The 22,761-nt window shown below is 58.2% G+C and carries 20 protein-coding genes and 1 pseudogene; 14 read left to right on the top strand and 7 right to left on the bottom strand.

Going from position 1 to position 22,761, the window contains the following annotated elements:
* Nucleotides 1-388 precede the first annotated feature (388 nt).
* The 3 genes from IPP95_08485 to IPP95_08475 all read right to left on the bottom strand — a co-directional run bounded on the left by IPP95_08485 (nt 389) and on the right by IPP95_08475 (nt 5,489).
* A complete protein-coding gene (locus IPP95_08485; protein QQS71237.1) occupies nt 389-2,443 on the bottom strand; it encodes an Omp28-related outer membrane protein in 2,055 nt (684 codons plus the stop codon).
* Between the two features lie 349 nt (nt 2,444-2,792).
* Complete coding sequence (locus tag IPP95_08480; GenBank protein QQS71236.1) at nt 2,793-3,803, bottom strand: M28 family peptidase; 1,011 nt, start codon at nt 3,801-3,803, stop codon at nt 2,793-2,795.
* 201 nt (nt 3,804-4,004) lie between these two features.
* Entirely contained in the window at nt 4,005-5,489 is a 1,485-nt protein-coding gene (locus IPP95_08475; protein QQS71235.1) for a cysteine--tRNA ligase, read from the bottom strand.
* A 221-nt stretch (nt 5,490-5,710) separates the two neighbouring features.
* On the opposite strand from IPP95_08475, the gene IPP95_08470 reads away from it, so the two are divergent.
* Nucleotides 5,711-9,058, top strand: coding sequence for a DNA polymerase III subunit alpha (locus IPP95_08470; protein QQS71234.1), 3,348 nt, complete (start codon nt 5,711-5,713; stop codon nt 9,056-9,058).
* A 32-nt stretch (nt 9,059-9,090) separates the two neighbouring features.
* Here the strand turns inward: IPP95_08470 and IPP95_08465 are convergent, their stop codons facing one another.
* Nucleotides 9,091-10,101 (bottom strand): hypothetical protein, encoded by a 1,011-nt coding sequence (locus IPP95_08465; GenBank protein QQS71233.1) that lies wholly within the window; start codon nt 10,099-10,101, stop codon nt 9,091-9,093.
* A gap of 64 nt (nt 10,102-10,165) precedes the next feature.
* On the bottom strand, nt 10,166-11,386 hold the full coding sequence (gene dinB / locus IPP95_08460) for a DNA polymerase IV (protein QQS71232.1): 1,221 nt from the start codon (nt 11,384-11,386) through the stop codon (nt 10,166-10,168).
* Between the two features lie 182 nt (nt 11,387-11,568).
* Between dinB and IPP95_08455 the strand changes: the two genes are divergently transcribed.
* The 8 genes and pseudogenes from IPP95_08455 (at nt 11,569) to IPP95_08420 (ending at nt 16,806) form a co-directional block, all read left to right on the top strand.
* Complete coding sequence (locus IPP95_08455) at nt 11,569-12,378, top strand: amidohydrolase (GenBank protein ID QQS74228.1); 810 nt, start codon at nt 11,569-11,571, stop codon at nt 12,376-12,378.
* Nucleotides 12,379-12,448: 70 nt separating this feature from the next.
* Nucleotides 12,449-12,646, top strand: a complete 198-nt coding sequence (locus tag IPP95_08450) for a DUF433 domain-containing protein (GenBank protein QQS71231.1) — start codon at nt 12,449-12,451, stop codon at nt 12,644-12,646.
* 14 nt (nt 12,647-12,660) lie between these two features.
* Nucleotides 12,661-12,891 carry a DUF433 domain-containing protein gene (locus tag IPP95_08445; protein QQS74227.1) on the top strand — a complete coding sequence of 77 codons (231 nt, stop codon included), beginning with the start codon at nt 12,661-12,663 and terminating at the stop codon, nt 12,889-12,891.
* Complete coding sequence (locus IPP95_08440) at nt 12,888-13,220, top strand: DUF5615 family PIN-like protein (GenBank protein ID QQS71230.1); 333 nt, start codon at nt 12,888-12,890, stop codon at nt 13,218-13,220. Before IPP95_08445 ends, IPP95_08440 begins: the two co-directional genes overlap by 4 nt.
* 22 nt (nt 13,221-13,242) lie before the next feature.
* Nucleotides 13,243-14,697, top strand: a complete 1,455-nt coding sequence (locus IPP95_08435; GenBank protein QQS71229.1) for an aldehyde dehydrogenase family protein — start codon at nt 13,243-13,245, stop codon at nt 14,695-14,697.
* A 204-nt stretch (nt 14,698-14,901) separates the two neighbouring features.
* Nucleotides 14,902-15,818, top strand: a pseudogene (locus tag IPP95_08430) (restriction endonuclease).
* A 125-nt stretch (nt 15,819-15,943) separates the two neighbouring features.
* On the top strand, nt 15,944-16,345 hold the full coding sequence (locus IPP95_08425) for a hypothetical protein (GenBank protein QQS71228.1): 402 nt from the start codon (nt 15,944-15,946) through the stop codon (nt 16,343-16,345).
* Between the two features lie 227 nt (nt 16,346-16,572).
* The gene (locus tag IPP95_08420; protein ID QQS71227.1) at nt 16,573-16,806 is read left to right on the top strand and encodes a hypothetical protein; all 234 of its coding nucleotides are present in this window, start codon (nt 16,573-16,575) and stop codon (nt 16,804-16,806) included.
* Between the two features lie 299 nt (nt 16,807-17,105).
* Here IPP95_08420 and IPP95_08415 read toward each other — a convergent pair whose 3' ends face one another.
* A complete protein-coding gene (locus IPP95_08415; GenBank protein ID QQS71226.1) occupies nt 17,106-17,462 on the bottom strand; it encodes a VOC family protein in 357 nt (118 codons plus the stop codon).
* A 438-nt stretch (nt 17,463-17,900) separates the two neighbouring features.
* On the opposite strand from IPP95_08415, the gene IPP95_08410 reads away from it, so the two are divergent.
* From IPP95_08410 to IPP95_08390, 5 genes are all read left to right on the top strand, one after another.
* Nucleotides 17,901-18,290: a hypothetical protein gene (locus IPP95_08410; protein ID QQS71225.1), complete on the top strand. Its 390-nt coding sequence runs from the start codon at nt 17,901-17,903 to the stop codon at nt 18,288-18,290.
* Nucleotides 18,291-18,315: 25 nt separating this feature from the next.
* Entirely contained in the window at nt 18,316-18,654 is a 339-nt protein-coding gene (locus IPP95_08405) for a hypothetical protein (protein ID QQS71224.1), read from the top strand.
* 81 nt (nt 18,655-18,735) lie between these two features.
* Nucleotides 18,736-19,419 carry a Crp/Fnr family transcriptional regulator gene (locus IPP95_08400; protein ID QQS71223.1) on the top strand — a complete coding sequence of 228 codons (684 nt, stop codon included), beginning with the start codon at nt 18,736-18,738 and terminating at the stop codon, nt 19,417-19,419.
* Nucleotides 19,420-19,596: 177 nt separating this feature from the next.
* Entirely contained in the window at nt 19,597-20,574 is a 978-nt protein-coding gene (locus tag IPP95_08395; protein ID QQS71222.1) for an aldehyde dehydrogenase family protein, read from the top strand.
* Nucleotides 20,575-20,827: 253 nt separating this feature from the next.
* Entirely contained in the window at nt 20,828-21,229 is a 402-nt protein-coding gene (locus IPP95_08390) for a hypothetical protein (protein ID QQS71221.1), read from the top strand.
* 147 nt (nt 21,230-21,376) lie between these two features.
* Here IPP95_08390 and IPP95_08385 read toward each other — a convergent pair whose 3' ends face one another.
* On the bottom strand, nt 21,377-22,516 hold the full coding sequence (locus IPP95_08385) for a hypothetical protein (protein QQS71220.1): 1,140 nt from the start codon (nt 22,514-22,516) through the stop codon (nt 21,377-21,379).
* Nucleotides 22,517-22,761: the final 245 nt, after the last annotated feature.

Genomic DNA, 22,761 nt, shown 5'->3' with positions numbered 1-22,761 from the left:
TTTGAATGATTCATGTGTTTGGGTTTTAGGGTTTCAAGGAAGGGTGGTGTTGGCTTACAAGGGATCGGGTCGAAGGCGTGGGTCCGGTACGAACAGTTCGGGAACGAGTGGACCGGCAAGTGCGTGCGGATTGTTGTGGGTAGACGGGAGAAGGGGAAAAGGTTGCTTGCTGTTGACGGAAAGCGATCGGACCGGGTTCGTGTCAAATGTCGTTAACGCCGGGTTGGATGGCCCTACAAGTCTAAAAAGAATTTGGGATCTTCCCATGATTTTCCTCATAAAAGGTGGTTCATCGTCCCAACACAGGGTATCGAGTTGATGCCCCCGTGGGACTTGCAAGTAAAAGGCCCTCCATGCGGAAGGCCTTTTACTGAAGGATGGTTTGAGGTTAATGTGAAACCACAAAGGACCTGGCGGTACCTGTGGAGTTGGCCGTGCGGAGCCGGTAGCTGTACACACCATCGGAAAGCCCGCTGGTGTTGAGGACGATCTTGCCTCCGTTGTTCGAGGTGTTCTGCTCGAACACGGAACGGCCCGTGGCATCGAAGACCTCCAAGGTGGCATTGTGCTGCAGGCCGCTCACGGGAATAGTGAGCTGCCCGTCGGCGGGCACGGGATAAGCCTGGCCCATGGATCCGATGGCGGCATCGAATTCCGATACGCCCACGGTCCCGTAGAACCAGTCGTGGCTCAGTTGGATCATCATCCGGCCGGTGGCGGCATCGGCCATCTGCTCGGGCCCCACGCCGAAATACACCAGTTTGTAGTTGGCCGTCTGCGCGCGAAGGCCACCAATGAGCGAACCGGTGTTGTATGTAAGGATGCCCGTGGCTGGGGTGATCGGGGTGATCTGGTCCGGATAGGTGTTACCGGCGAATACATCGGCTACTGTCGCGTTCGGAAGCCCTCCGAACACGGGGTCCGCGTCGGTGAAATCCACCACGCTGTTCGAGGTGCTGCCGTCCGCGAAGAAGGTTGCGAGCATGTGGCTGGCGTAGAATGCCTGTGTGGTGGGCGTGCCATAAGAGCCGGTTGCACCGCTCTGGTCCCAGCCGATGTCCTGCCCGGCGATCATCAGGTTGCCCCCGTTGTCCATGAAGTCCGTGAGCACCGCCACCTCGTCATTGGTCAGGCTGGGGAAGGTCCAGCTCACATTGCGATACACGTTGAGCACACCGCCGAGGGCATTGGCCTGGCCGAATTTGGTGAACTGTTCGCGCGTGGCATGGGCGAATGCGAGTTCTCCGGCCTGCACCATGGACGCCGTGTAAAGCGCCTTCCAAGGCTCGGCCTCCGGGTTGGTCACGATCAGGTCATGCACACCGCTGATCACATGGACCTCCTGCTGCATCAACGCGGCATCGGGGAAGTCGACGGAGGTGATGGTGATCAGGTAGTTGCCGACGCCGGGCGTGGCGTCCGGGGTGATCTGTACGGCGATCTGGGCCGTGGCGCCATCGCCCGCTGTGAACGTGGCCCCGTTGGCGACCGGGTTCCCGTCCACCTGCACGGCGGTCCCCCAAGAGGCCGGGGCATCGGTGCTGGTGAGGTTGATCATGTAATCAGCGCTGTTGCCCACTTGGTTGAACAGGCCGGTAGTAAAGGTCGATGTGGACGCGCTTGCTCCGCCCTGATACGGATCGGTGACTTCGCCGAGCGAACCCGCGACCAGTGTCTGTCCCCCGTCCGCCGCAACGGTCCGGGCCTGGTACACGTCGCTCTGGTATTCACCCACGAAGGCGGTGACCTCGCAGTTGGCGATGTTCCATGCCGCCGGAACGGTCATGGTGTATGTGCGATCCACGGCGGTGCCCGTGGTAGTGGTGCTCACGGCCTCGCCCCAGATGTCGGTGAGGTAGTCCCGAAGCACATGCATGTGGTCGTAGGGGACCGAACCTCCCGTTTGGGGACCTATGATATGATCTTCGGTGACCAACACTGAAATATGGTCATCTCCTCCGGGGCTGTCGCTGGTGTAGTACAGCTGCACATGGACCGTTAGTTGCTGGCTGCCCGCGTCGTAGCTGCTTTCCACGCCCACGTTGACGGGGCTGGGGAGCGCGAGGATCTCCGCCACATCGCTCACCCAATAGCCACGGTTCCGGACGGTACCACCAGTGAAGGCATGCCGGTTGATCACCCCTGATGGATAGCCGGAAACCCCGTAGAAGGAGTTCAGCGCATTGCCTTCCGGAGTGCGGAAGTCGGGTTCCGTTCCGCTGGGCACGGCAAAGCCGCCGGCATGGATGCCCACCAAGGAGACCAGTCCCGGATTAGCTGCGGCGATGGAAGCCATGATGACATGTCCGTCTGGGCAGTTCACACAATGGATGCCCGTATAGTCCTCCAGCAGCGCGGTGCGATCCTCGGGCGATGTGGCGACCAAGGCCTGGCCGTGAACGAGGGTGGGCAGGAACAGAATGAGGGAGAAGAATTTTTTCATCAGGATGGATCTGGAAGATCGAATGTAGGACAGGATCGACATGAAGTGTACTCCATCATGCAGGGCTATCGGGTCTTGAGCGCCCGCAGGGCGCTTAAGATCGCGTGTTCTTTACCACGGATGGACACGGATCAACACGGATCCAAGCCCCAAGGTCGATGAGCGCATGCTTAGGGATCCATTGCTCTATGCTGTCCCTCATCCGTGTACATCCGTGTGTATCCGTGGTTCCTTGCATGCTGTGCGAAGCGCCGATAGGCGCGAGAAATTAAGACCCGATAGCCCTGACTCCATCATGAGATCACGATAGGAGGGCATACTATTTTTTTCAGGCCCCGGGCCTGATGCCTCACTTGCGCTCCGTCCAGACGGTCTGCGCCACGGTGGCGCCCACGGCCTGGAGGCTTTCCTTGTCGATGTTGGCCAGGTTGTCCGCGTGGGTGTGCCACGTTGCGGGGAAGCCACCGGTGGCCGGATTGTACGCGATGATGTCGATACTGGGGATGTTCATGTTCTCGTTCACGTAGACATGATCGTCCACACCCACGAAGTTGCGCGTCTCGCTGAGGAAGCGGTCGCCATGGCCCGCGGCTGCGGCGGCCTTCCAAACCTTGTTCACTATGCCGGAGGCGTAGCGCATGCTGTATCCTTCCTTGGGGAAGACGGCATCTTTCGACCCCACCATATCGAGCAGGATCCCATAGCGGGCTTTGTAGTTCGGCACGTGCGGGTTCTTGGTCCAGTACTGCGTGCCGAGGCACCATGAATCCTCGGAGTCGCGTTGGTCGCCGCCCATGGCCTCGCGCGGCGCGCCCATGTCCTCCACGTCGTTGAAGAACAGGTCGATCCCGGGCTGGGTGGGATGTTCCGCCAATTGCCGCGCGATCTCCAACAGCACGCCGGTGCCGCTGCCCGCATCGTTCGCGCCGTCGATGGGCTCGTTGCGGCGCACGGAATCCTGATCCGCAAAGGGACGCGAATCCCAGTGCGTGAAGAGCAATATGCGGTCCTTCTTCTCCGGCTGCCAACTGGCGATGATGTTGCGCATGGGCACCTGCTGCCCGCTATAGATGGTGACCATGGCGTTCTGCTCGATCACTGTGGCACCGTAGCTCTTCAGCTTTTCCACCATCCAATCGCCGCAGGCTTTGTGCGCGGCGCTACCGGGAACGCGCGGCCCGAAGGCCACCTGCTTGGCCACGAAGGCATAGGCGCTGTCGCCATTGAACAAGGGTACAGGGGGAAGCGCGGGAAGGTTCGGCTCGACCGTGGTGCTGGTAGGTGCGGTCTCCGGTTGGCAGGCGGCGAGAAAGAGCGCGATCAGGCCAAGGCCGAGGACGCGGTAGGAAAGGCATTGCATGGGGGTAAAGATCGGGGTAAGAAGTTCACCACGGAGGCACGGAGGACACAGAGGAATGCAAAAAGGTACAGGGTATAGGGTACAGGGTATTGGGTACAATGCAGCACGCTTGGCATTGTACCCTGTACTCGGTACCCCGTACTCGATACCCTGTACCAGAAACTCCGATCACCTCTTCTCCGTGCCTCTGTGGTGAAAAGCTCACACTTTCTCCCACACCGGCCCGTCCTTCGTGTCCTTCACCGTTACGCCCAGCTCGGTGAGTTTGTCGCGGATCAGGTCGCTCGCTGCGAAATCCTTGCGGTTCTTCGCGTCGGCACGCATGGTGAGCAATACGTTCATCAGCCCATCGCTGAGGCCATCACCGGCTTTCGCTTCGGCTTCCGGCTGCAAGCCGAGCACGGTGAAGAGCATGTCGCTGAAGAGCTTCTTTAGCTGATCGATGTCCGCTTGTGAAAGAGCCACGTTGCCATCGTTCGCACCGTTTATCGCGCGTGCGCCATCGAACAAGTGCGCGATCATCACCGGCGTGTTCAGGTCGTCGTTCATGGCGGCGTTGCAGGCTGTCACCAACGCGTCCACCTCGAATGAGGTGCCTTCTGTCCCGGGCTTCAACTTGGCGAGGATATCGTTCGCGGCCATCAATCGTTGCAGGCCCTTTTCCCCGGCCTGCAAGGCGGCGTTGCTGAAGTCCAGCGTGCTGGCATAGTGGCATTGCAGCATGAAGAAGCGCACGGTCATGGGCGAGTAGCCGCGCTCCAACAGTTTGTGGTCGCCGGTCACAAGTTCTTCCGGCGTGAAGCCATTGCCCTCGCTCTTGGCCATCTTCCGGCCTTCCACGGTGAGCATGTTACCGTGCATCCAGTAACGCACCGGTGCCACGCCATCGGCTGCAACGCTTTGCGCGATCTCGCACTCGTGGTGCGGGAACTTCAGGTCCATGCCGCCGCCGTGGATATCGAAGGTGAGGCCGAGGTATTTCGTGCTCATCACGCTGCACTCCAAGTGCCAGCCGGGGAAGCCTTCACCCCATGGGGAAGGCCAGTGCATCAGGTGGTCTTTCTCGGCCTTCTTCCACAGCGCGAAATCCAGCGGACTGCGCTTTTCCTCCTGGCCTTCGGTACCGCGCGTGTTGGCCATCTGGTCCTCGATCTTCCGGCCGCTCAGCTCGCCATAGGCATGTGTTTCCGCATACTTCGGCACATCGAAATACACCGAGCCGTTCACGACGTAGGCATAGCCGTTGGCGATGATGCGTTCGATCATCACGATCTGCTCGATCAAGTGGCCGGTTGCCGTTGGTTCGATGCTCGGCGGGAGGATGTTGAAGAGCCGCATCACATCGTGGAAGCCGTTGGTGTACTTCTGCACGATCTCCATCGGCTCCAGCCGTTCCATGCGGGCACGCTTCGCGATCTTGTCCTCGCCCTCGTCGATGTCGTCCACGAGGTGCCCCACGTCGGTGATGTTGCGCACGTAGCGCACGGTGTAGCCGAGGTAGCCGAGCCAGCGGAAGAGGATGTCGAAGGTGAGGAAGCTCCTCACGTTGCCGAGGTGGACATCGCTGTATACCGTAGGCCCACAGACATACAGGCCGACATGCGGAGGGTCAAGTGGGATGAAGTTCTCCTTCTTCCGCGTGAGGGTATTGGTAAGCTGGAGGGGATGGTCTTGTGCGTTGGCCATTGCTGCAAAGTAACGGGGCGCTGGGGTTAGTCCCTTCAGCGATCTCCCGATGGAGATCATGAGGGCACGAAGAATGCAGATGCATGCAACGTCCACTTCGTGAGACGTTGATGGGACTAGCTCCCTCAGCGATCTCCCGCAGGGGTCCGATATGTATCGGACCTGAGGACACAAAAACTGCTACATTATGCGTCACAAGATCGCCAATAAAATCGTCGATCATGTTTCTCAACGCGCATAGCTGGTTCAGTTTCAAGTACGGGGTGATGAAGCCCGAGGCGCTCTTGGAGGAGGCGCACAAGGCGGGCGTACGCACCCTCGCGCTCACCGACATCCACAGCACCGCCGGGGTTCCGGACTTCGTGCGCCTTGCGGAAGGTCACGGCATCCGGCCGGTCGCGGGCATTGAATTCCGCCAAGGGCCACGACTGCTGTATATCGGTCTGGCCAAGAACAACGACGGGTTCCAACAACTGAACGAGCTGCTGAGCCCGCACCTGCTCGATGGCGAAGCATTGCCGGAAGAACCACCTGAACTTTCAGATGCCTTTTTCATCCTGCCCTTCAACACATCGCCGCGCATGCTGAAACCGAATGAGCGCATCGGTATCAAGCCGTCCGAACTCACGCGGCTTCCTTTCAGTCCGTGGGCGAAACGGCCGCAGGACCTCGTCGCATTGCTGCCCGTCACTTTTCGCAACAAGCGCGACTACAACACGCACCGCCTGCTGCGCACCATGGCGAAGAACACGCTGGTGAGCATGTTGCCTGCGGAAGAGCTCGCGGCGCCGGACGAGGTCTTCCGCAGTGAAGAAGAAGTGTGCCAGCTCTACCGCGATCATCCTGCACTGGTGGAAAATGCCGAACGACTGCTGGAGCAATGTACCATCGCTTTCGACAGCACGGACAAGACGCTGAAGGTCTTCGGCGAAAGCATCACACGTGATCGCGAAAAGCTGCACCGCGACACGCTGGAAGGCTTGCGCTACCGCTATCCGAACGCTTCACAGAAGGTGATCGCGCGCATGGAGCACGAGCTGGACGTGATCGAGCGCATGGGCTTCATCAGCTACTTCCTCATCAACCAGGACATCGTGCGCTTCGCCCGCAGCAAGGGCTTTTTCCATGTGGGCCGGGGTAGCGGCGCGAACAGCATGGTCGCCTACTGCCTCGGCATCACCGACGTGGACCCGATCGAGCTGGACCTCTACTTCGAGCGCTTCCTCAGCACAGCGCGCAAAAAGCCGCCGGACTTCGACATCGACTTCAGTTGGAAGGACCGCGACGAAGTGTACAAGTACGTGTTCTCCCGTTTTGGCCAGGGGAAGGGCGGGCATCACCATGTGGCACAGCTTGCCACCTACACCACCTTCCAATGGCGCGGTGCCATCCGGCAGTTGGGCAAGGCGTTGGGCCTTCCGCCTGCGGAGATCGACGCGCTGGCTGCGAGCGTGCGCGAGCATTACCGCGACTACCGAAGCCTGCCCCAAGGAGCGCGCGGCGACCTGGACCGGATCGCGCAGGTGGTGATCCGCTATGGGAACCACCTGCTTGGCATGCCACACCAGTTCGGTATCCACGCGGGCGGCGTGCTGGTCAGCGAGACGCCCATTACCTGCTACACCGCGCTGCACCGGCCACCGAAGGGTTTTCCCGTCACGCAGTTCAGCATGCTGGAAGCGGAGGATCTTGGTCTGCACAAATTCGACCTGCTGAGCCAGCGCGGACTGGGGCACATCCGGGATGCGGTGGAGTTGGTGGAGGCCCGTGCGTCAGTTGCCAGTTGTCAGTTGTCAGTTGTCAGGCTTGGCCGCGACGCGAACGGCTCACTCTTCTCCGCGCCCCTGCCTGACCGGCAGGCAGGTCCGCGCACCCTGGCTGCCGAAGGCATGCTCCGCGGCCCACATTCACCCTCCGCGCCTCGCATCGACATCCACGACATCCCGCGTTTCAAACAAGACCCGGCGATCAAAGAGATCCTGCGCACGGGCGATACCGTGGGCTGCTTTTATGTGGAGAGCCCGGCCATGCGCATGCTGCTGCGGAAGCTGCAGGTGGAAGACTACCTCACGCTGGTGGCGGCCAGTAGCATCATCCGGCCGGGCGTGGCCGAGAGCGGCATGATGCGCGAATACCTGCTGCGGCACAACAACCCCGAACGCCTGAAGCAAGCGCCGAAGGAACTCCTCGCCATCATGCCCGAGACGTACGGCGTGATGGTGTACCAAGAGGACGTGCTGAAAGTAGCGCACCTCTATGCGGGCCTCGATCTGGAGGAAGCGGACCTGCTGCGGCGCGGCATGACGGCACGCTTCCGCGAACGACCCGAGTTCAAGGCGGTGGAACAGAAGTTTTTCTCCAACTGCAAGGCACGCGGCTATCCCGCCGGACAGGCTGAGGAGATCTGGCGGCAGATCGAAAGCTTCGCCAGCTTCAGCTTTGCAAAAGGGCACAGCGCCAGCTACGCCGTGGAGAGCTACCAGAGCCTTTATCTGAAGGCGCACCATCCGATGGAATTTCTCGTGGGCGTGGCGAACAACTTTGGCGGATTCTACAGCACCGAATTTTATCTGCACGAAGCGAAGCGGAAAGGCGCGGTGATCGAAGCGCCGTGTGTGAATTCGAGCGGGGAGCTGTGTACGCTAGGCAGCCCTGATAGGAATGAAAAATGTAAAATGAAAAATGTAGAATGTAGAACGGTGACCGCGTCACTTCCCTCGCCTCCCTTACCTCCCTTACCTCCTTCACCTCCCTTACTCCCATTGCCTCCCTCAACCTCGCACTCACACACCCTTCCCCCCCGCATCTACCTCGGCCTCGCCAACATCAAAAGCCTCACCGACGAGACCGTACAACTCATCCTCCACGATCGTCAGCGCAATGGACCTTTTGCCGACCTGCCGGATCTTTTACATCGCGTGCCACTTCCCTTGGAACAAGCGCGCATTCTCATCCGTGTGGGTGCCCTGCGCTTCACCGGAAGAAGCAAGCCGCAACTGTTGTGGGACCTCGCCCTGCTGCACGTCGGGCCGGTGAATGCTGCCGCGATGGCGGACCTGTTCATCACGAAAGTGGAAGAGCCGATGCTGCCGGAACTGCATCACTTTCCGCTGGCCGATGCTTACGATGAACTGGACCTGCTGGGCTTTCCGTTGTGCGATCCGTTCACGTTGGTGGAATACGGTGAATGGTCATCGGTGAATGGTGAATGGAAGAACAATACGCGATCTGCCCCATTCACCAACGGCCATTCACCGATCACTATCCTCAAAAGCGAGATGCATCAGCACATCGGGAAGCGGGTGCTGATGCTCGGCTACATGGTGCATGTGAAGGCCACCGATACGCAGCGCGGCCAACGGATGACCTTCGGCTCCTTCATCGATACCGCAGGCGACCTCTGGGACAGCACACAATTCCCTTCCGTGGCGGCGCGCTTCCCGTTCCGCGGGCGCGGCGTATACCGGCTCACCGGTGTGGTGGAGGAGGAGTTCGGCCATGTGAGCCTGCGTACGCAGTGGGTGGAGAAATTGCCGTGGAAGCCGGATCCGCGGTATGGGGAGCAGTGAGCGTATGGGCGATGCATGCATCGCCCATACGCTCACTGCTGCAACTTGAAATTCAGGTATTCGGCTTTCTGCGCGTATGTGTCGAGCACTGCTTTGCGAAGCTCCGGTGATCTTGTAATTGCATCGTACACGGTATTTTCCAGTTCGCTCAACCGCTCATCCGAAGGGTTATCCTTCAGTTCGGCTCTGTATGGTTCAATGACTTGACTGAGCAGAGCGTAGGGGTCTTCCATTCCTCGGATCACCATGTAGCAGAAGGCCGCATACTGTGGCTGGTCCGGATCTTCGGACATTTCCTTGACCTTATTGACACCAGTGCAGATTTGTACGGAGGGTCTTCCATTCACTCGGTGGAGATAGAAGAAATGCGATGCGATCCACATTGCGCTGTCCAAGGGTAAGGGAGCTACGGTGACGTGATCGATCGAACGCATGTAGAGATGCTGGAAGGCCGTGTCCGCATCGAGTAAGGTGTGGAATTTGGTCCGCATGGCCACGGTGTCGGGGAGGAGCGCCAGTAGTTGTTGGTCCTCATCATACACCTTGGCGTAATTATCGAAGAGGTACGAGTGATAATGCCACAGTGCTGTGCAACGCGCGTTGAGCTGGGAGTTGCCCGGTATGCTGTCGGGCCCCACGTTGAGGTAGGCTTCTCCTCCGGCGGTGTCGACACGGATGGTGAAGAGATCGGTGAACGGGACGGTTTCCTTGGTTTGGGCGAAACTGCCCATTGTGGAAATGGCAAAGGCTGCGAAGACGAAAAGGCGAGCGGGACGGAAGAGCTGTTCAGTGTCGGCGACATCGGTCATGCGCATCTTGCCGTCCTCCGCTGGCAATTTCAACTGTCCCAAAATATGGGACAGTTCACTGCCTTCCTCTTGTAGCTTGGTTTTCAAGGCATTCCAATACTTTCTTGGCCGCGGGCTGCCGGTCAATGCCGCGATCACATCGATAATGGAGAAGAACCACTTTTCTTGGTCGGCATCCCAAACGGTACGCACTTGTTTTTCCTCGAAGACTTTGATGGCGCTTTGCTTTTCCATGGGGTGGTGGATCGGAGAACAAGGTAAGGTGGACGTGAACGTAGGGGCGATGCATGCATCGCCCCTACGTCCGCCGGTTCGCCAGCAGCACCGGGGCCTGCCCATCAAACGGATTGTCCATTCTTCCAATGCTTTTGGCGGCCATGCCGGCGGCACGCATCACCATGCGGTCGCCGAAGCGCTTGCGCACTTTGTCCATGGCTTGGTAGAGGCTCATGGCCTCTTGCGTGTCGGTGAAGGCGTCCATCTGGTGGCCGCCGCCGACGAGGTGGCTGAAGCGCACGCCTACCAAGCGGATGCGTTGGCGACGGTCGTACAGCGTGCGGAAGAGCTCGTGGACCGTGGGCAGGATGATGTGGTCGCACGCGGTGTAGCCGATGCGGAGCTGGCGCGAGTGCGTGTTCATGTCGGCGTAGCGGATCTTCACGGCGATGCAGCTGGTGAGCTTGTCGCCCTTGCGCAGCTGGAAGGCGAGACTTTCCGCCATGGCGGTGAGCAGTCCGCGCAGCTTCACCATGTCGATGGTGTCGCGCTCGAAGGTGCGTTCGGTGCTGATGCTTTTGCGCTCGTGCCAAGCGGTCACCGGGCTATCGTCGATGCCGTTCGCTTTGCGCCACAGCACCGGCCCGTGCTCGCCCAGCAGGCGTTGCATCAGGTCGATCGGCAGCTCCTGCATGGTGTGGATGCGCGCCACGCCCATGCTGCGCAGCAGGTGCGCCGTCTTGCCGCCCACGCCGGGGATGCTCTCGATCGGCATCGGCGCGAGGAAGGGCTTTTCGGTGCCGCGTTCCACCTCGCGCTGGCCGTTGGGCTTGGCGGTGTTGGTGGCCACCTTGCTCACCGTCTTGTTCACGCTCAGCCCGAAGCTGTTGGGCAGGCCGGTCTCCTTGGCGATGTATTGCCTGAGTTCGCTGGCGAGTTTCAGCGCGCCGAAGAAGCGCTCGGTGCCGGTGAGGTCCACGTAGAATTCATCCACACTGGTCTTCTCGAAAAGCGGCACGCGCTCGCGGATGATCTCGGTGACCTCGTCGCTCTTCCGCATGTACGCACCGCTGTCGCCGCGCAGGATGATGGCCTCCGGACAGAGTTGCTTGGCCGTGCGCATAGGCATGGCGCTGCGCACGCCGAAGCGCCGCGCCTCATAGCTGCACGAGGCCACCACGCCGCGGTCGCTGTCGGAGCCCACCAGTACGGGCTTGCCCACCAGCTGCGGGTTCTTCAGCCGCTCCACGCTCACGAAAAAGCTGTCGAGGTCGAGGTGGACGATGGTGCGTTGGTCGCTCATGGATGAGCGCGATCGACGGTGAACTTGTCGATCGCGCCGCTATAAGGTAGGCAGCGGATGGACGCGATGGATCGTTCCGGGACGAATACCCGGAAGACTTTGAGGGAACTAATTCCCCCCTGCGTTCCTTTGCCCGGAAGGCATCCCGCGCACTACCAAGGCCGATGCCCGCTGAGCAACCCATGATCATCGACGTACACACCCACATCAACAATTACCACGAGGACCGCGTGGCCTCCTTGGAAGAATGCCTGGACCGCCTTGTCGCCGCCATGGCCGAGAACAAGGTGGGCTATTCCTTGGTGCTTACCTCGTACAAAGTGAACGAGCACCGCCCCAGCACGAAGAAGGTCGTGGAGGCCATCAAAGACCGGAAGAACCTTGGCGTGGTGGCGGGCATCAGCTACCTGCACTACGACCACAACGACCTGCGCGAGATCGGTGACTACCTCCGTGCGGGCCTCATCAAGGGCCTCAAGCTCTATCCGGGGTACGAGCCCTTTTACCCGAGTGACACACGTATGCGCGTCATCTACGAGATGGCCACCGAATTCGACGTACCGGTCATGTTCCATTCCGGCGATACCTATGCACCCACGGGGAGGGTGAAGTATTCGCACCCGCTCCACATCGACGATGTAGCCGTGGATCATCCCGACATGAAGATCGTGATCTGCCACGTGGGCAACCCCTGGATCAAGGACTGCATGGAAGTGGTGTACAAGAACAACAACGTCTACGCCGATTTCTCCGGCCTCGTGCTCGGTGACTTCAGCGACAAGTTCGAGAAGTTCATGAAGAAGGAACTGGAGGAGATGATCACCTATGCAGGCAACCCGCGCTACTTGCTTTACGGCACGGACTGGCCCATCTCCAACATGGGTTCCTACCTCAACTTCATCAAGCAGCTGGACCTGCCGGAAGACCGCAAGGAGATGATCCTGTGGAAGAACGCGGCGGAGTTGTTCAAGATCGATGTTGGGGCGTTGTAGAGCATGGACTTTCTCCACCATTGAATGTGGGTCGTGAGCGGGCGACCGTGAACTTCATTAGCTTTGTTAAATGGATCGGCAGCCTTATATCACCAGCGATAAAACTGTTCTTCGCGGAAAGCCCGTGATCAAGGGAACACGGATTTCCGTGGAGTTGGTGCTCGAACTAATGGAGAACGGTTGGACGGAAACGATGATCTTGGAGAGCTACCCCCACTTGAAAAAGATCCAGTTACGGGCGGTGTATGCCTTGAAAGCTCGTGCATGATGAAACCAACTGAGATGGACTACCGCGACCGTATTACCATCAATCCTGATCGGCGAAGCGGGAAACCCTGCATCAAGGGCACACGGATGACCGTTACGGATGTGTTGGAGTACTTGGCCTCGGGCATGTCACATGCGGAAGTGTTGAAGGACTTCCCATACATCACCGAAGAAGATATCCGCGCCTGTTTGTCCTTCGCCGCCGATCGTGAACGCATGTTGCGCACTATTCCTCCTTCCTTGTGAAATTGTTGATCGACGAGAATTTGTCGCCCGGTCTTGCGGTGGCATGGCAGACTGTCTTTCCCGGTACGTCGCACGTCTATGACATCGGGCTTGGGAATACCGATGATCTCGTTATCTGGGAGCATGCCAAGGTGAACGGCTTTGCCATCATCACCAAGGATTCGGATTTTGAGCAGCGAAGTTTCATGCAAGGTGCACCGCCCAAGGTGATCTGGCTGCGGGTCGGTAATCGAACAACGGCATTCGTGAACTTGCTCGTGCTTCAATACGTTGATCGTATCACCGAATTCCTGGACGACCAGGAAGCTACCGTGCTCATGCTGCCGTGAGCAAGAACTACTTTTGAAACCCATGGCAAAGAAGAAAACCATCGATTGGGCACTCGCCCCCGCTCCTGAAAGCAAGGACCACTTCAAACTGAAGGAGCAGTACGAACTCTTCATCGGCGGCAAGTGGGTGAAGCCCAAGAGCGGCAAATACTTCGACACCATCAACCCGGCCACCGAGCAGAAACTCGCGCGCATCGCCGAGGCCAACGCCGCCGATGTGGACTCTGCCGTGAAGGCCGCCCGCAAAGCCTTCGAAGGGCCATGGGGCAAAATGCCCGCCAGCGAACGCGCCAAGTACATCTTCCGCATCGCGCGGCTGATGCAGGAAAAGGCCCGCGAACTCGCCGTCATCGAGACCATGGACGGCGGCAAGGCCATCCGCGAAAGCCGCGACATCGACATCCCGCTCGCCGCCGCGCACTTCTTCTACTACGCCGGCTGGGCCGACAAAATTCCTTACGCCTTCCCCGGTAAGCAGACCAGCCCGCTCGGCGTGGCCGGCCAGGTGATCCCGTGGAACTTCCCGCTCCTGATGGCCTCGTGGAAACTCGCGCCAGCGTTGGCCTGCGGCAACACCGTGGTGCTGAAGCCCGCCGAGACCACACCGCTCACCGCGCTCACACTCGCCGAGATCATCCAAGAGGCCGATCTCCCCGAAGGCGTCGTCAACATCGTCACCGGCGCGGGGGCCACGGGCGCTGCGGTGGTGAACCATCCCGATGTCAACAAGGTCGCCTTCACCGGCAGCACCAACGTGGGCAAGCTCATCCAGCGCAGCACCGCCGGCAGCGGCAAAAAGCTCACGCTCGAGCTCGGCGGAAAAGCAGCCAACATCATCTTCGCCGACGCCACCATCGACCAGGCCGTGGAAGGCATCGTCAACGGCATCTACTTCAACCAAGGCCACGTGCTGCTGCGTAGCAGCCGCCTCTACGTGGAAGAAGCCGTGTACGACGAAGTGGTGCGCAAGCTCAAGCACCGCATGAAGAGCCTCGTTGTGGGCGACCCGCTGGACAAGAACACCGACATCGGCGCCATCAACAGCAAAGAGCAGCTCGGCACCATCAACAAGTACATCAAGATCGGCCAAGAAGAAGGCAGCGACATGTACCAGCCCACCTGCGACCTGCCCGGCAAAGGCTTCTGGTGCCGCCCCACGCTCTTCACCAACGTAGCCCAAAGCGCGCGCATCTCACAGGAAGAGATCTTCGGCCCCGTCCTCGCTGTGCAAACCTTCCGCACCATGGACGAAGTGCTGCAAAAGGCCAACAACACCCCCTACGGCCTCAGCGCCGGCGTGTGGACGGACAAAGGCAGCAAGATCTTCAACATGACCACCAAGCTCCGCGCCGGCGTCATCTGGGCCAACACCTTCAACAAGTTCGATCCGACTTCACCGTTCGGTGGGTATAAGGAAAGTGGGTATGGAAGAGAAGGTGGTGTGCATGGGTTGGGGACGTACTTGAATTTGAATTGACGTTGCACGTCGAATGCCTGCACGTCGAACGCCGAGCGAAATCGAGGTGTGGGCGTGCCGGCGCTCAAATGCAGCGCCGTCGGGCTATCCGCTGCAAGTCCTCGGCGGCTTCGTACCTCAGCCGCCTGTGGGCTTTCCGCTTCTATCCCTCACGCGGGTTCACCCAACAACACCGACCTTTCAGCCCTACCTAAGCTTCAACATATGGCCGTTCCCGATTTTCAAAGCATTATGGTCCCGTTACTCCGTCAGGTTGACGACCACCAGGATCATAAGCTGAAAGACCTCGTACCCGCATTAGGCGACCATTTCAATCTTAGCGAAGAGGAACGCAATGAATTACTTCCTAGCGGGCGGCAAGCCCGGTTCTACAACCGCGTGATCGGGGCAAGCACGTATCTACGCAAAGCCTACCTTCTGAACTCTCCAGAGCGCGCCACAGTGAACATAAGCGACCGAGGACGTGAGGTTCTCCATAGCGGGATAGACCATATTTCGATAAACTACTTGAAACGCTTTCCGGAGTTTGTCGAATTCCAGACGTCAAGCATCAGACCCCGCTAAAGGAAACGGGATCCTCTACTGACACAAGCACTCAAACCCCTGAGGAGATCCTGGACGATGCCTACGAGCAGATCACCGCAACACTTGCCGATGAACTGCTCTCCAAAGTACACGCACTGTCATGGATGGATTTCGAGCGCCTTGTGGTGCAGTTGCTAGTGAAAATGGGCTACGGTGGGTCGGTGAAAGACGCGGGCCGTGCATTGGCCAAGGGAGGCGACGAGGGGATTGACGGTACGATCAAGGAGGACCGGCTCGGCCTCGACATCATATACATCCAAGCCAAGAAATGGCAGACTGGCAACACGGTCGGTCGTCCGGAAATCCAGAAATTCGTCGGTGCTTTGGCAGGTCAAGGAGCTAAGAAGGGAATCTTCATCACCACCTCATCTTTCAGCAAGGAAGCACGTGAATATGTGCCGCGTAACGAGACCAAGATCGTCTTGATTGATGGAGAGGAATTGACCCAACTGATGATCGACCATGATCTGGGCGTTACACCGGAACGTAGCTATACCGTAAAGCGCATCGACAGCGACTTCTTCGGAGAAGGCTGATTTAACGTGCATCAGAACTTACCCTTCCCTCACATTGGCGCGAGCATCCGAGCTCGTGCCTGCCTGTGGACTAGCCGCTTCTATCCCTCATGCGAAATGCGGCAAGTTGATTTTGGAGAACTGTGATGGACCAGAGCCGTGGTATTGCAAAGTATTGGGGTAGGATCTTTCGCTGTGCCATGCCTCGTTCTTTGTTCGCCCTGAATTTTGCCGGACTCAATCTGAGCGCTACAGGTCTTGGCATGGAAGGGAATGTCATCGGTCTTGTCTTGGTCGTTGCTTCCTTCCTCATGGCGATCCGGAAGTATTCAAGTCGTCACGATCTAGCGTTCCGAATTACTTTCATCATCTCCGTCGCGCTCATGCAAGCCTTCCTCGGTTCTGCCCTGCATGACTGGTTCGTTTCAAAGGACATGGTTGAGCTGAGTACCGACTTTAGTTTCGTTTTCATCATACCCAGTCTCCTTATTACCGCTCAACTTTGGGGGTGGTTGTTTGATCGGATGCGGAATAGGTCCGTTTTCTGAGGCGGCCCCACTCTGGCGCGAGCGTCTGCGCTCGTGCCGGGGAAGCTTACACGATTGCATGAATGTCTTTCTAGTGGCGTTCAATATCCGATACCATGGAGAACACTCGGGTCTTCCGCATGCCCTTCGCCAGCGTCTATCGGCACTACATCCCTCAATCTGGCGCGAGCGTCCCTGCTCGTGCCCTTCCCACCGCTCTTCCCTAACTTCGCTGAACAGTTAACACCATGTCCACCGGATCCCTCAAGCTTCAATTGGTCGAGCGCTTGCTGCGCACGCAGGATGAAGGTCTCTTGAAGAAGATCGCATCGCTGTTCAAGAAGGAAGCGCATGTGGAAGAGGACGGCCTCACCGACGAGCAGTACAACATTGTGCAGGAGCGCTACGAGGAATACAAGCGCGGCGAAGGCAAGAGCTACACTTGGGAGGAGGTGCGTGAGATGGCACGCGCCTTGGCTTAAGCGTATAGGTTCGTGCCGTAAAGCATCTTATCTTTGAAGCACTATGAAACTCGTCATCGAAGTAAAGGACAGTAAGGCTGAGTTCCTGATGGAACTGTTGCGTAGCCTGCCTTTCGTGAAGAGTTCCGAGGTCAGCAACGAGAAGAACGAAGTGCGTGATAGTGTGCGCGAGGCGGTGGAACAGATGAAGCTGGTGAAGGCCGGTAAGCTCAAAGGCCGTCCGGTGGAAGACTTGCTCAATGAGCTTTGGAGATCCGGACCATCCCGGAATTCGATCAACGTGCCCCTGCCAACTGAGATCACTTCGGCTCCCACAACTCGATCTTGTTCCCTTCCGGATCATACACCCACGCGAAGCGGCCGTAGTCCGCGTCCATGCGCTTGGGGTCGATGCGCACGCCGTCGGCCTCGAGTTTCTTGACCAGGCCATCCATGTCCTGCACGCGTAGGTTCAGCATGAACTGCTGCTTGTCGTTTCCGAAATAGTCGGTATCCCGCTTGAAGGGCGAGAACACCGTGGGTCCGGCATCCTGTTGCCAGATCCAGCCGTTCGCTTCGTCGTTGATGCCGAAGTGTTTGTTGTACCAGCTGGCGAGTGCCTTGTGGTCGTCTGCGCGGAAGAAGAATCCGCCTATTCCGGTAACGTGTCGTGCCATGGTTTCTCGTTCGATCACGCCAAGATAAGCGGATAGCGATCACTTCGTCGCTACTGTCTGCATAATTCGTGAACCGCGCTCCAAAGGAGCTGGCGAGCAATTGCTTGTCGAGCTGGACGCGTATGTAGACTTCGTACTTGACGGGCTTACAGGGAACTCCTAATGGCGTTAGCGTGATCGGAAGATCACCCTCAAGAAATTTCCAAATGGTATTACCCACCACGCTGATGCTCGAGCCCGTTGTCCATCGTTCCGATAAGCATTGGCCCAGCGCGCATACCCACGTGGTATCATCCGCACACAAATCCGCATCCATGTCCGGCAACGGACACACGCGCTTCTTGGATCTCCGGTGCTTTGCATCGAAAACCAACACAAACAAAAAATGAAAGCCAAGATCCAACAAGCGCTTCTCGCCGGCTCGCCGGTACTGGAGCAATGACACTCGTAACCAGGGTGGCCCCGATGATGGGCTTCCCGAAAATGAGCCCGCCCGCCATGCTTTCCATGATGATGGGCGTGCCCACTATCGTAGGCTGGATGATGCACTTTATGATCGGGATCGTCTTCGCTATGGCCTATGCCCTGTTCTTCCAGAACCTTGTGAAAGGCATCGCCAGTCCGGTAATGCGCGGTGCGGTGTTCGGTATGGCCGTCTTCGTTTTCGCCCAAATAATGATGGCGGTGATGGGTGCAATGATGGGCGGAATGCCACCAATGGAAGGCAGCATGGTGATGATGATGGTGGGCAGCATTATTGGCCACGTGGTGTTCGGCATCGTGGTGGCCCTGCTGGTAAAGCCGGTCCTTCAACATTCCTTCAATTGAGGAACTGAACACAACAACACAGAACATGAGAACCCTGCTAATGATCTCGATCACTGCGCTCTGCCTCGGCAACGCCACTGCCCAGAACACATCCACAACGGAAATGAAGCCTGCCATGGAGCAAGCATTGCTGAAGGACCATGTGTGTACCGATGCCTGCAAGGACGGTAACCATGTGTATGCCCATGGCGAGAAGGGCCACGCTTGTTCCGCCGAATGCATGAAAATGCATGAGGGCGACGCCATGCTGAAAGAACATGTATGCACCGCCGCCTGCAAGAATGGTGAACACGTTTACGCGCACGGCGAGCAAGGCCATGTCTGCGATGCCACGTGCAAAGGGTCCATGGAAATGAAAGAGTGACCAGTGATGATCTACATGAACAGGAAGGGTCCGATAAGGGCTCTTTCTGTTTTGACGAACTTCACCGATCAACACACACACATGGCGGCCGCTGAAACCAAGCTCTGGTACCTGGAACAGATGAACATCCTGCAGGGCATGTCCATGGAGGAAATGCACCGCGTGATGGAACGGACGCGGATGACCGGTGCCGTGAAGGACCAGCAGATCTTCTTCGCCGATCAGCCCAGCAACGCGATCTACTTCCTGAAAAAGGGCCGCGTGAAGATCGCAACCACCAGCGAGGAAGGAAAGGAGATCGTGAAGGCGGTGCTGTTCCCCGGTGAGGTCTTCGGCGAGTTGGCGATCGCGGGTGAGGAAAAGCGCCATGACCGCGCCGTTGCGTTGGACGATGATGTGGTCATCTGCTCCATGGACTTGGCCGATGCGCAGTTGATGCTGGGCCGCGACCCGCGCCTTCACATGGCCTTCACCCGCCTCATCGGCCAACGCATGATCGGTCTGGAAAGACGGTTGGAGAACCTGGTCTTCAAAGATTCACGCTCGCGCATCATCGCCTTGTTGCGCAACATGGCAACGGCGCACGGCCGCAAGGTCGGCGACGAGGTGCAGCTCGACCATTCTCTGACCCACCAGGACATCGCGGACCTCACGGCCACGTCGCGTCAAACGGTGACCACCGTGCTCAGTGACCTGCAAAAGCAGGACTTGGTCCACATGGAGCGCGGGAGCATCTTGATCCGGAACCTCGATCATTTGAAGTGAGAGGAGGATTTTCGAACGGTAATGGATTTTCGGAACAGCTTTACTCTAGCGAACGCGCCCCTGCTTGTGCCGTTGAGTTTGGTAGGGTTCTGTGCATCACATCCCAACTATGGCGGATGCGCCACAATTAAACACTTCCCCTCACTGCCGTAACTTCGCGTACGAACCCCATTTTCCATGGCCAAGACCGCGACCAAGCCTTCCTCCACCTCAGCCAAGGTTGAAAAGCCTTCCCTAAACGGCCACGCCACCAACGGCAGCGCCACCAAAACGGAGCGTTTGCCCGTTATGAAGACCTACAAGATCTTCATCGGCGGCAAGTTCCCGCGCACCGAGAGCGGTCGCTATTACCAGCCCAAAGGCGCTGACGGCAAGCCGTTGGCGAACATCTGCCGGGGAAGTCGCAAAGACATCCGTGAAAGCGTCGTCGCGGCGCGGAAAGCCATGGGTGATTGGTCCAACCGGAGTGCGTTCAACAGAGGGCAGATCCTCTACCGCATCGGCGAAATGCTTGAAGGCCGCAGCGCACAGTTCGTGCATGAACTGATGTTGCAAGGTGCCACGAAGAAGCAAGCAGAAGCCGAAGTGAGCGCCGCCATCGATTGCTGGATCTACTACGCCGGCTGGTGCGACAAGTATCAGGCGATCTTCAGCAGTGTGAACCCCACCAACAGCTCGCACTTTAACTTCAGCGTGTACGAGCCCACCGGCGTGGTGGGCCTGATGGCGCCGGGAACTTCCGGCCTCATCGGCTTGGTGAGCACCGTGGCACCGATCATCGCAGGCGGCAACACCGCGGTGGTAGTGGCCAGCGAAGAGCATCCGTTACCCGCCGTCACCTTCGCGGAAGTGCTGGCCACCAGCGATCTCCCCGGCGGCGTGGTGAATCTCATCACCGGCCTACGCAGCGAACTGCTCAAGCCGCTGGTGACGCACATGGACATCAATGCCGTGGTATGTGCGGACCCCACGAAGGAGGAGAAGCAGATGTTGGATACCGAAGCCGCCACGAACATGAAGCGTTTGGTGGTGCCAAAGCTGAAGGACTGGATGCAGGAGGAAAGCCGCGCGCCCTACATGATCCTCGACACGCAGGAGGTGAAGACCACCTGGCATCCGATCGAGCGCGGGCAAGGTGGAGGAGGAGGGTACTAAGGCTGATCCCATTACGATGGCGATCCAGGGATGATCCGTTGGATGTGTTTGTAGAACGGTCCACTGTTCCATTCAGGTCGTTCATGCGAATTCGACAGGAACTACCGTTGTTAGCTCTGGGATGAGGCCGGTCAAGCAGTCAGCAGATCAATATCTCTTTTTCAAAATCAACCTGTTGCTGATCGCTGCAGGTTTGTTCGCTATTGCAGAAGCACGGCTGCCCGCTCGCAACGTCACCAGTCCGGTCCGAGTCGTGAAAGAGCACGGGTTCAGGGAGCGGGGAGGCACCGAGCTTTCCTGGTCCGCTGTGATCATGGAGGACGGAAGTTACATCTGGACGCAGCGCACGACCGAACGGTTCGCGCTCTTGGACAGTTTTGATCTGCACGTAACGCCCATCTTGGGTTCCGTGCTTAACTACCGGAAACATGGCACTTTATACAGTTGGATGGAAGTGGAGCGCGAGGATGATAAATACCGTCCTTTCCCATACGTCGTGGTCTTGGTCGGTTTGCTGTTGATGCTTCCGTTCTGGTCCGCGGACAGCCGTTTGTTTCTTCAAGGAGTTCTTTTGGTGATGTCCGCCACATGGGCGTTGACCTTGGTCGCCACAGGCGGCTACGTGTTCAAATTGTTGGCGTTGCTTGGTTGGTGATTAAAGGGCCCCCTATACTTTCGGCACCATGACCCGCGAGGAGTACGCCCGACATTTCACTCACGTCTCCGACCAGATGCTGTTGGAACTGGTGAATGATCCGGTCGCTCTTGTTCCACATTGGACGAGGCTAGCCAAGCACTGGTGCTACCGCGACAATAGCGTATCGATCACATCGAAAACCTCGTGGTCTTCAGGTAGAAGTTCGGCGAATTGTGCGCGTGCTGCCACAAGTTCCTTTTTTGCGGCAGCCTTGTCCGAGTCCAATAGCATGCGCCCTAGAAAGAAGTGGAGGTTCGCAGTCGCCAGTGGTGAGTTGTCCGCAGCATCGATACAGGGACGATAGAAGGCGATCAATGTGGAGTCGTTGGTAGTGTAGAGCTTGTCCAAGACCTCATATGTTGAGGTGTTCTCGGGGGCAATGGAGAAGAATTGCTGACGGATCGATGCTTCGCTGTCCCGATGCGCCTGGATGGCATTGTTCAACAAAGCGCGTAAGGTGTAATAGTTATCAGGTTCGTTTTTATCGGCAAGGTCCAACCAGTAGCGCGCGCTGTCCAAAAGCTCCTTCTCTTCATACATGATCCCCGTTAACCGAGCAGCATCAGATCGTGCCGATCCATCGGTATAGATCTCATAGGCGGCCTGCGCTTCACGAAGGGCCCTATCGCGTTGGTCCAGTTGCATGCTGGCATACGCGAGGTTGTAGTGTCCTTCCGCGTTGCCCGGATCCAGTCGAACGGCTGTTGTCAGTGGCCCCACCGCGCTATCGGACCGGTCGAGCATCAACCATGCGAATCCTTGTCGGTACCAGCTCGCCGCATCCCCGGCGCCGTGGTCGTTCACGGATCGGTAATGCTCCGCGACCAAGGCATATATGCTGTCGCCCGGCATCACCCAATTGTCACCGTACTTCGATCCCGCATCGAAGAGGAAATCGGCCAATGCCCTGTGGAGCCCGGTATCTTCCGAATGTATTCTCAGCAATTCGGTCAGCTCTTCATTGGCAGGCCAACTCACCATGTCAAAGGTCCCGTCACTGTTCCGCAAGTCGATCAAGTCCTCGTCAGGTCCGAGGTCTTTAAGCCCGAATACCTGGTGGCCGATGCTCTTGGTGAAGCCCTGCAACACGATATCCGTTCTTAAAACGGCCGCAGTTGCGCTGACATGATCCGGGTCGTGCTTCTCGAGCAGGTGGTATGCGCTGGCATAAGCCCTGTCGGCCATAAGTGATCTGACGTGCGCGATCACACTGTCCTCGACCTGTGCGTGGACTGGCTGCGTCAAGGCACTCGCAAATGCGACCGTCAAGCAGAGCACGAGCCGACGAGCACGATGGATCAAAGCACAGCGGACCATATCACAAGGATAACGCTGAATGGTCCTATCTCTGCATCCGTCATCATTCGCGGAGAACCGGGTGGTTGCAGTGGCGATGCTGTACATGGTTTCAGCCACACGGACAACGACCCGGGAAGCGACGAGTTCAAGTAAGGGAACAGCCGGGTCGGGGAGGGAATTCGACTTCATCT

The organism is Flavobacteriales bacterium, from assembly GCA_016700415.1.
Taxonomy (GTDB): domain Bacteria; phylum Bacteroidota; class Bacteroidia; order Flavobacteriales_F; family PHOS-HE28; genus PHOS-HE28.
Note: the sequence above shows the minus strand (reverse complement) of the source record. Positions and strands in the feature narration are given on the sequence as shown.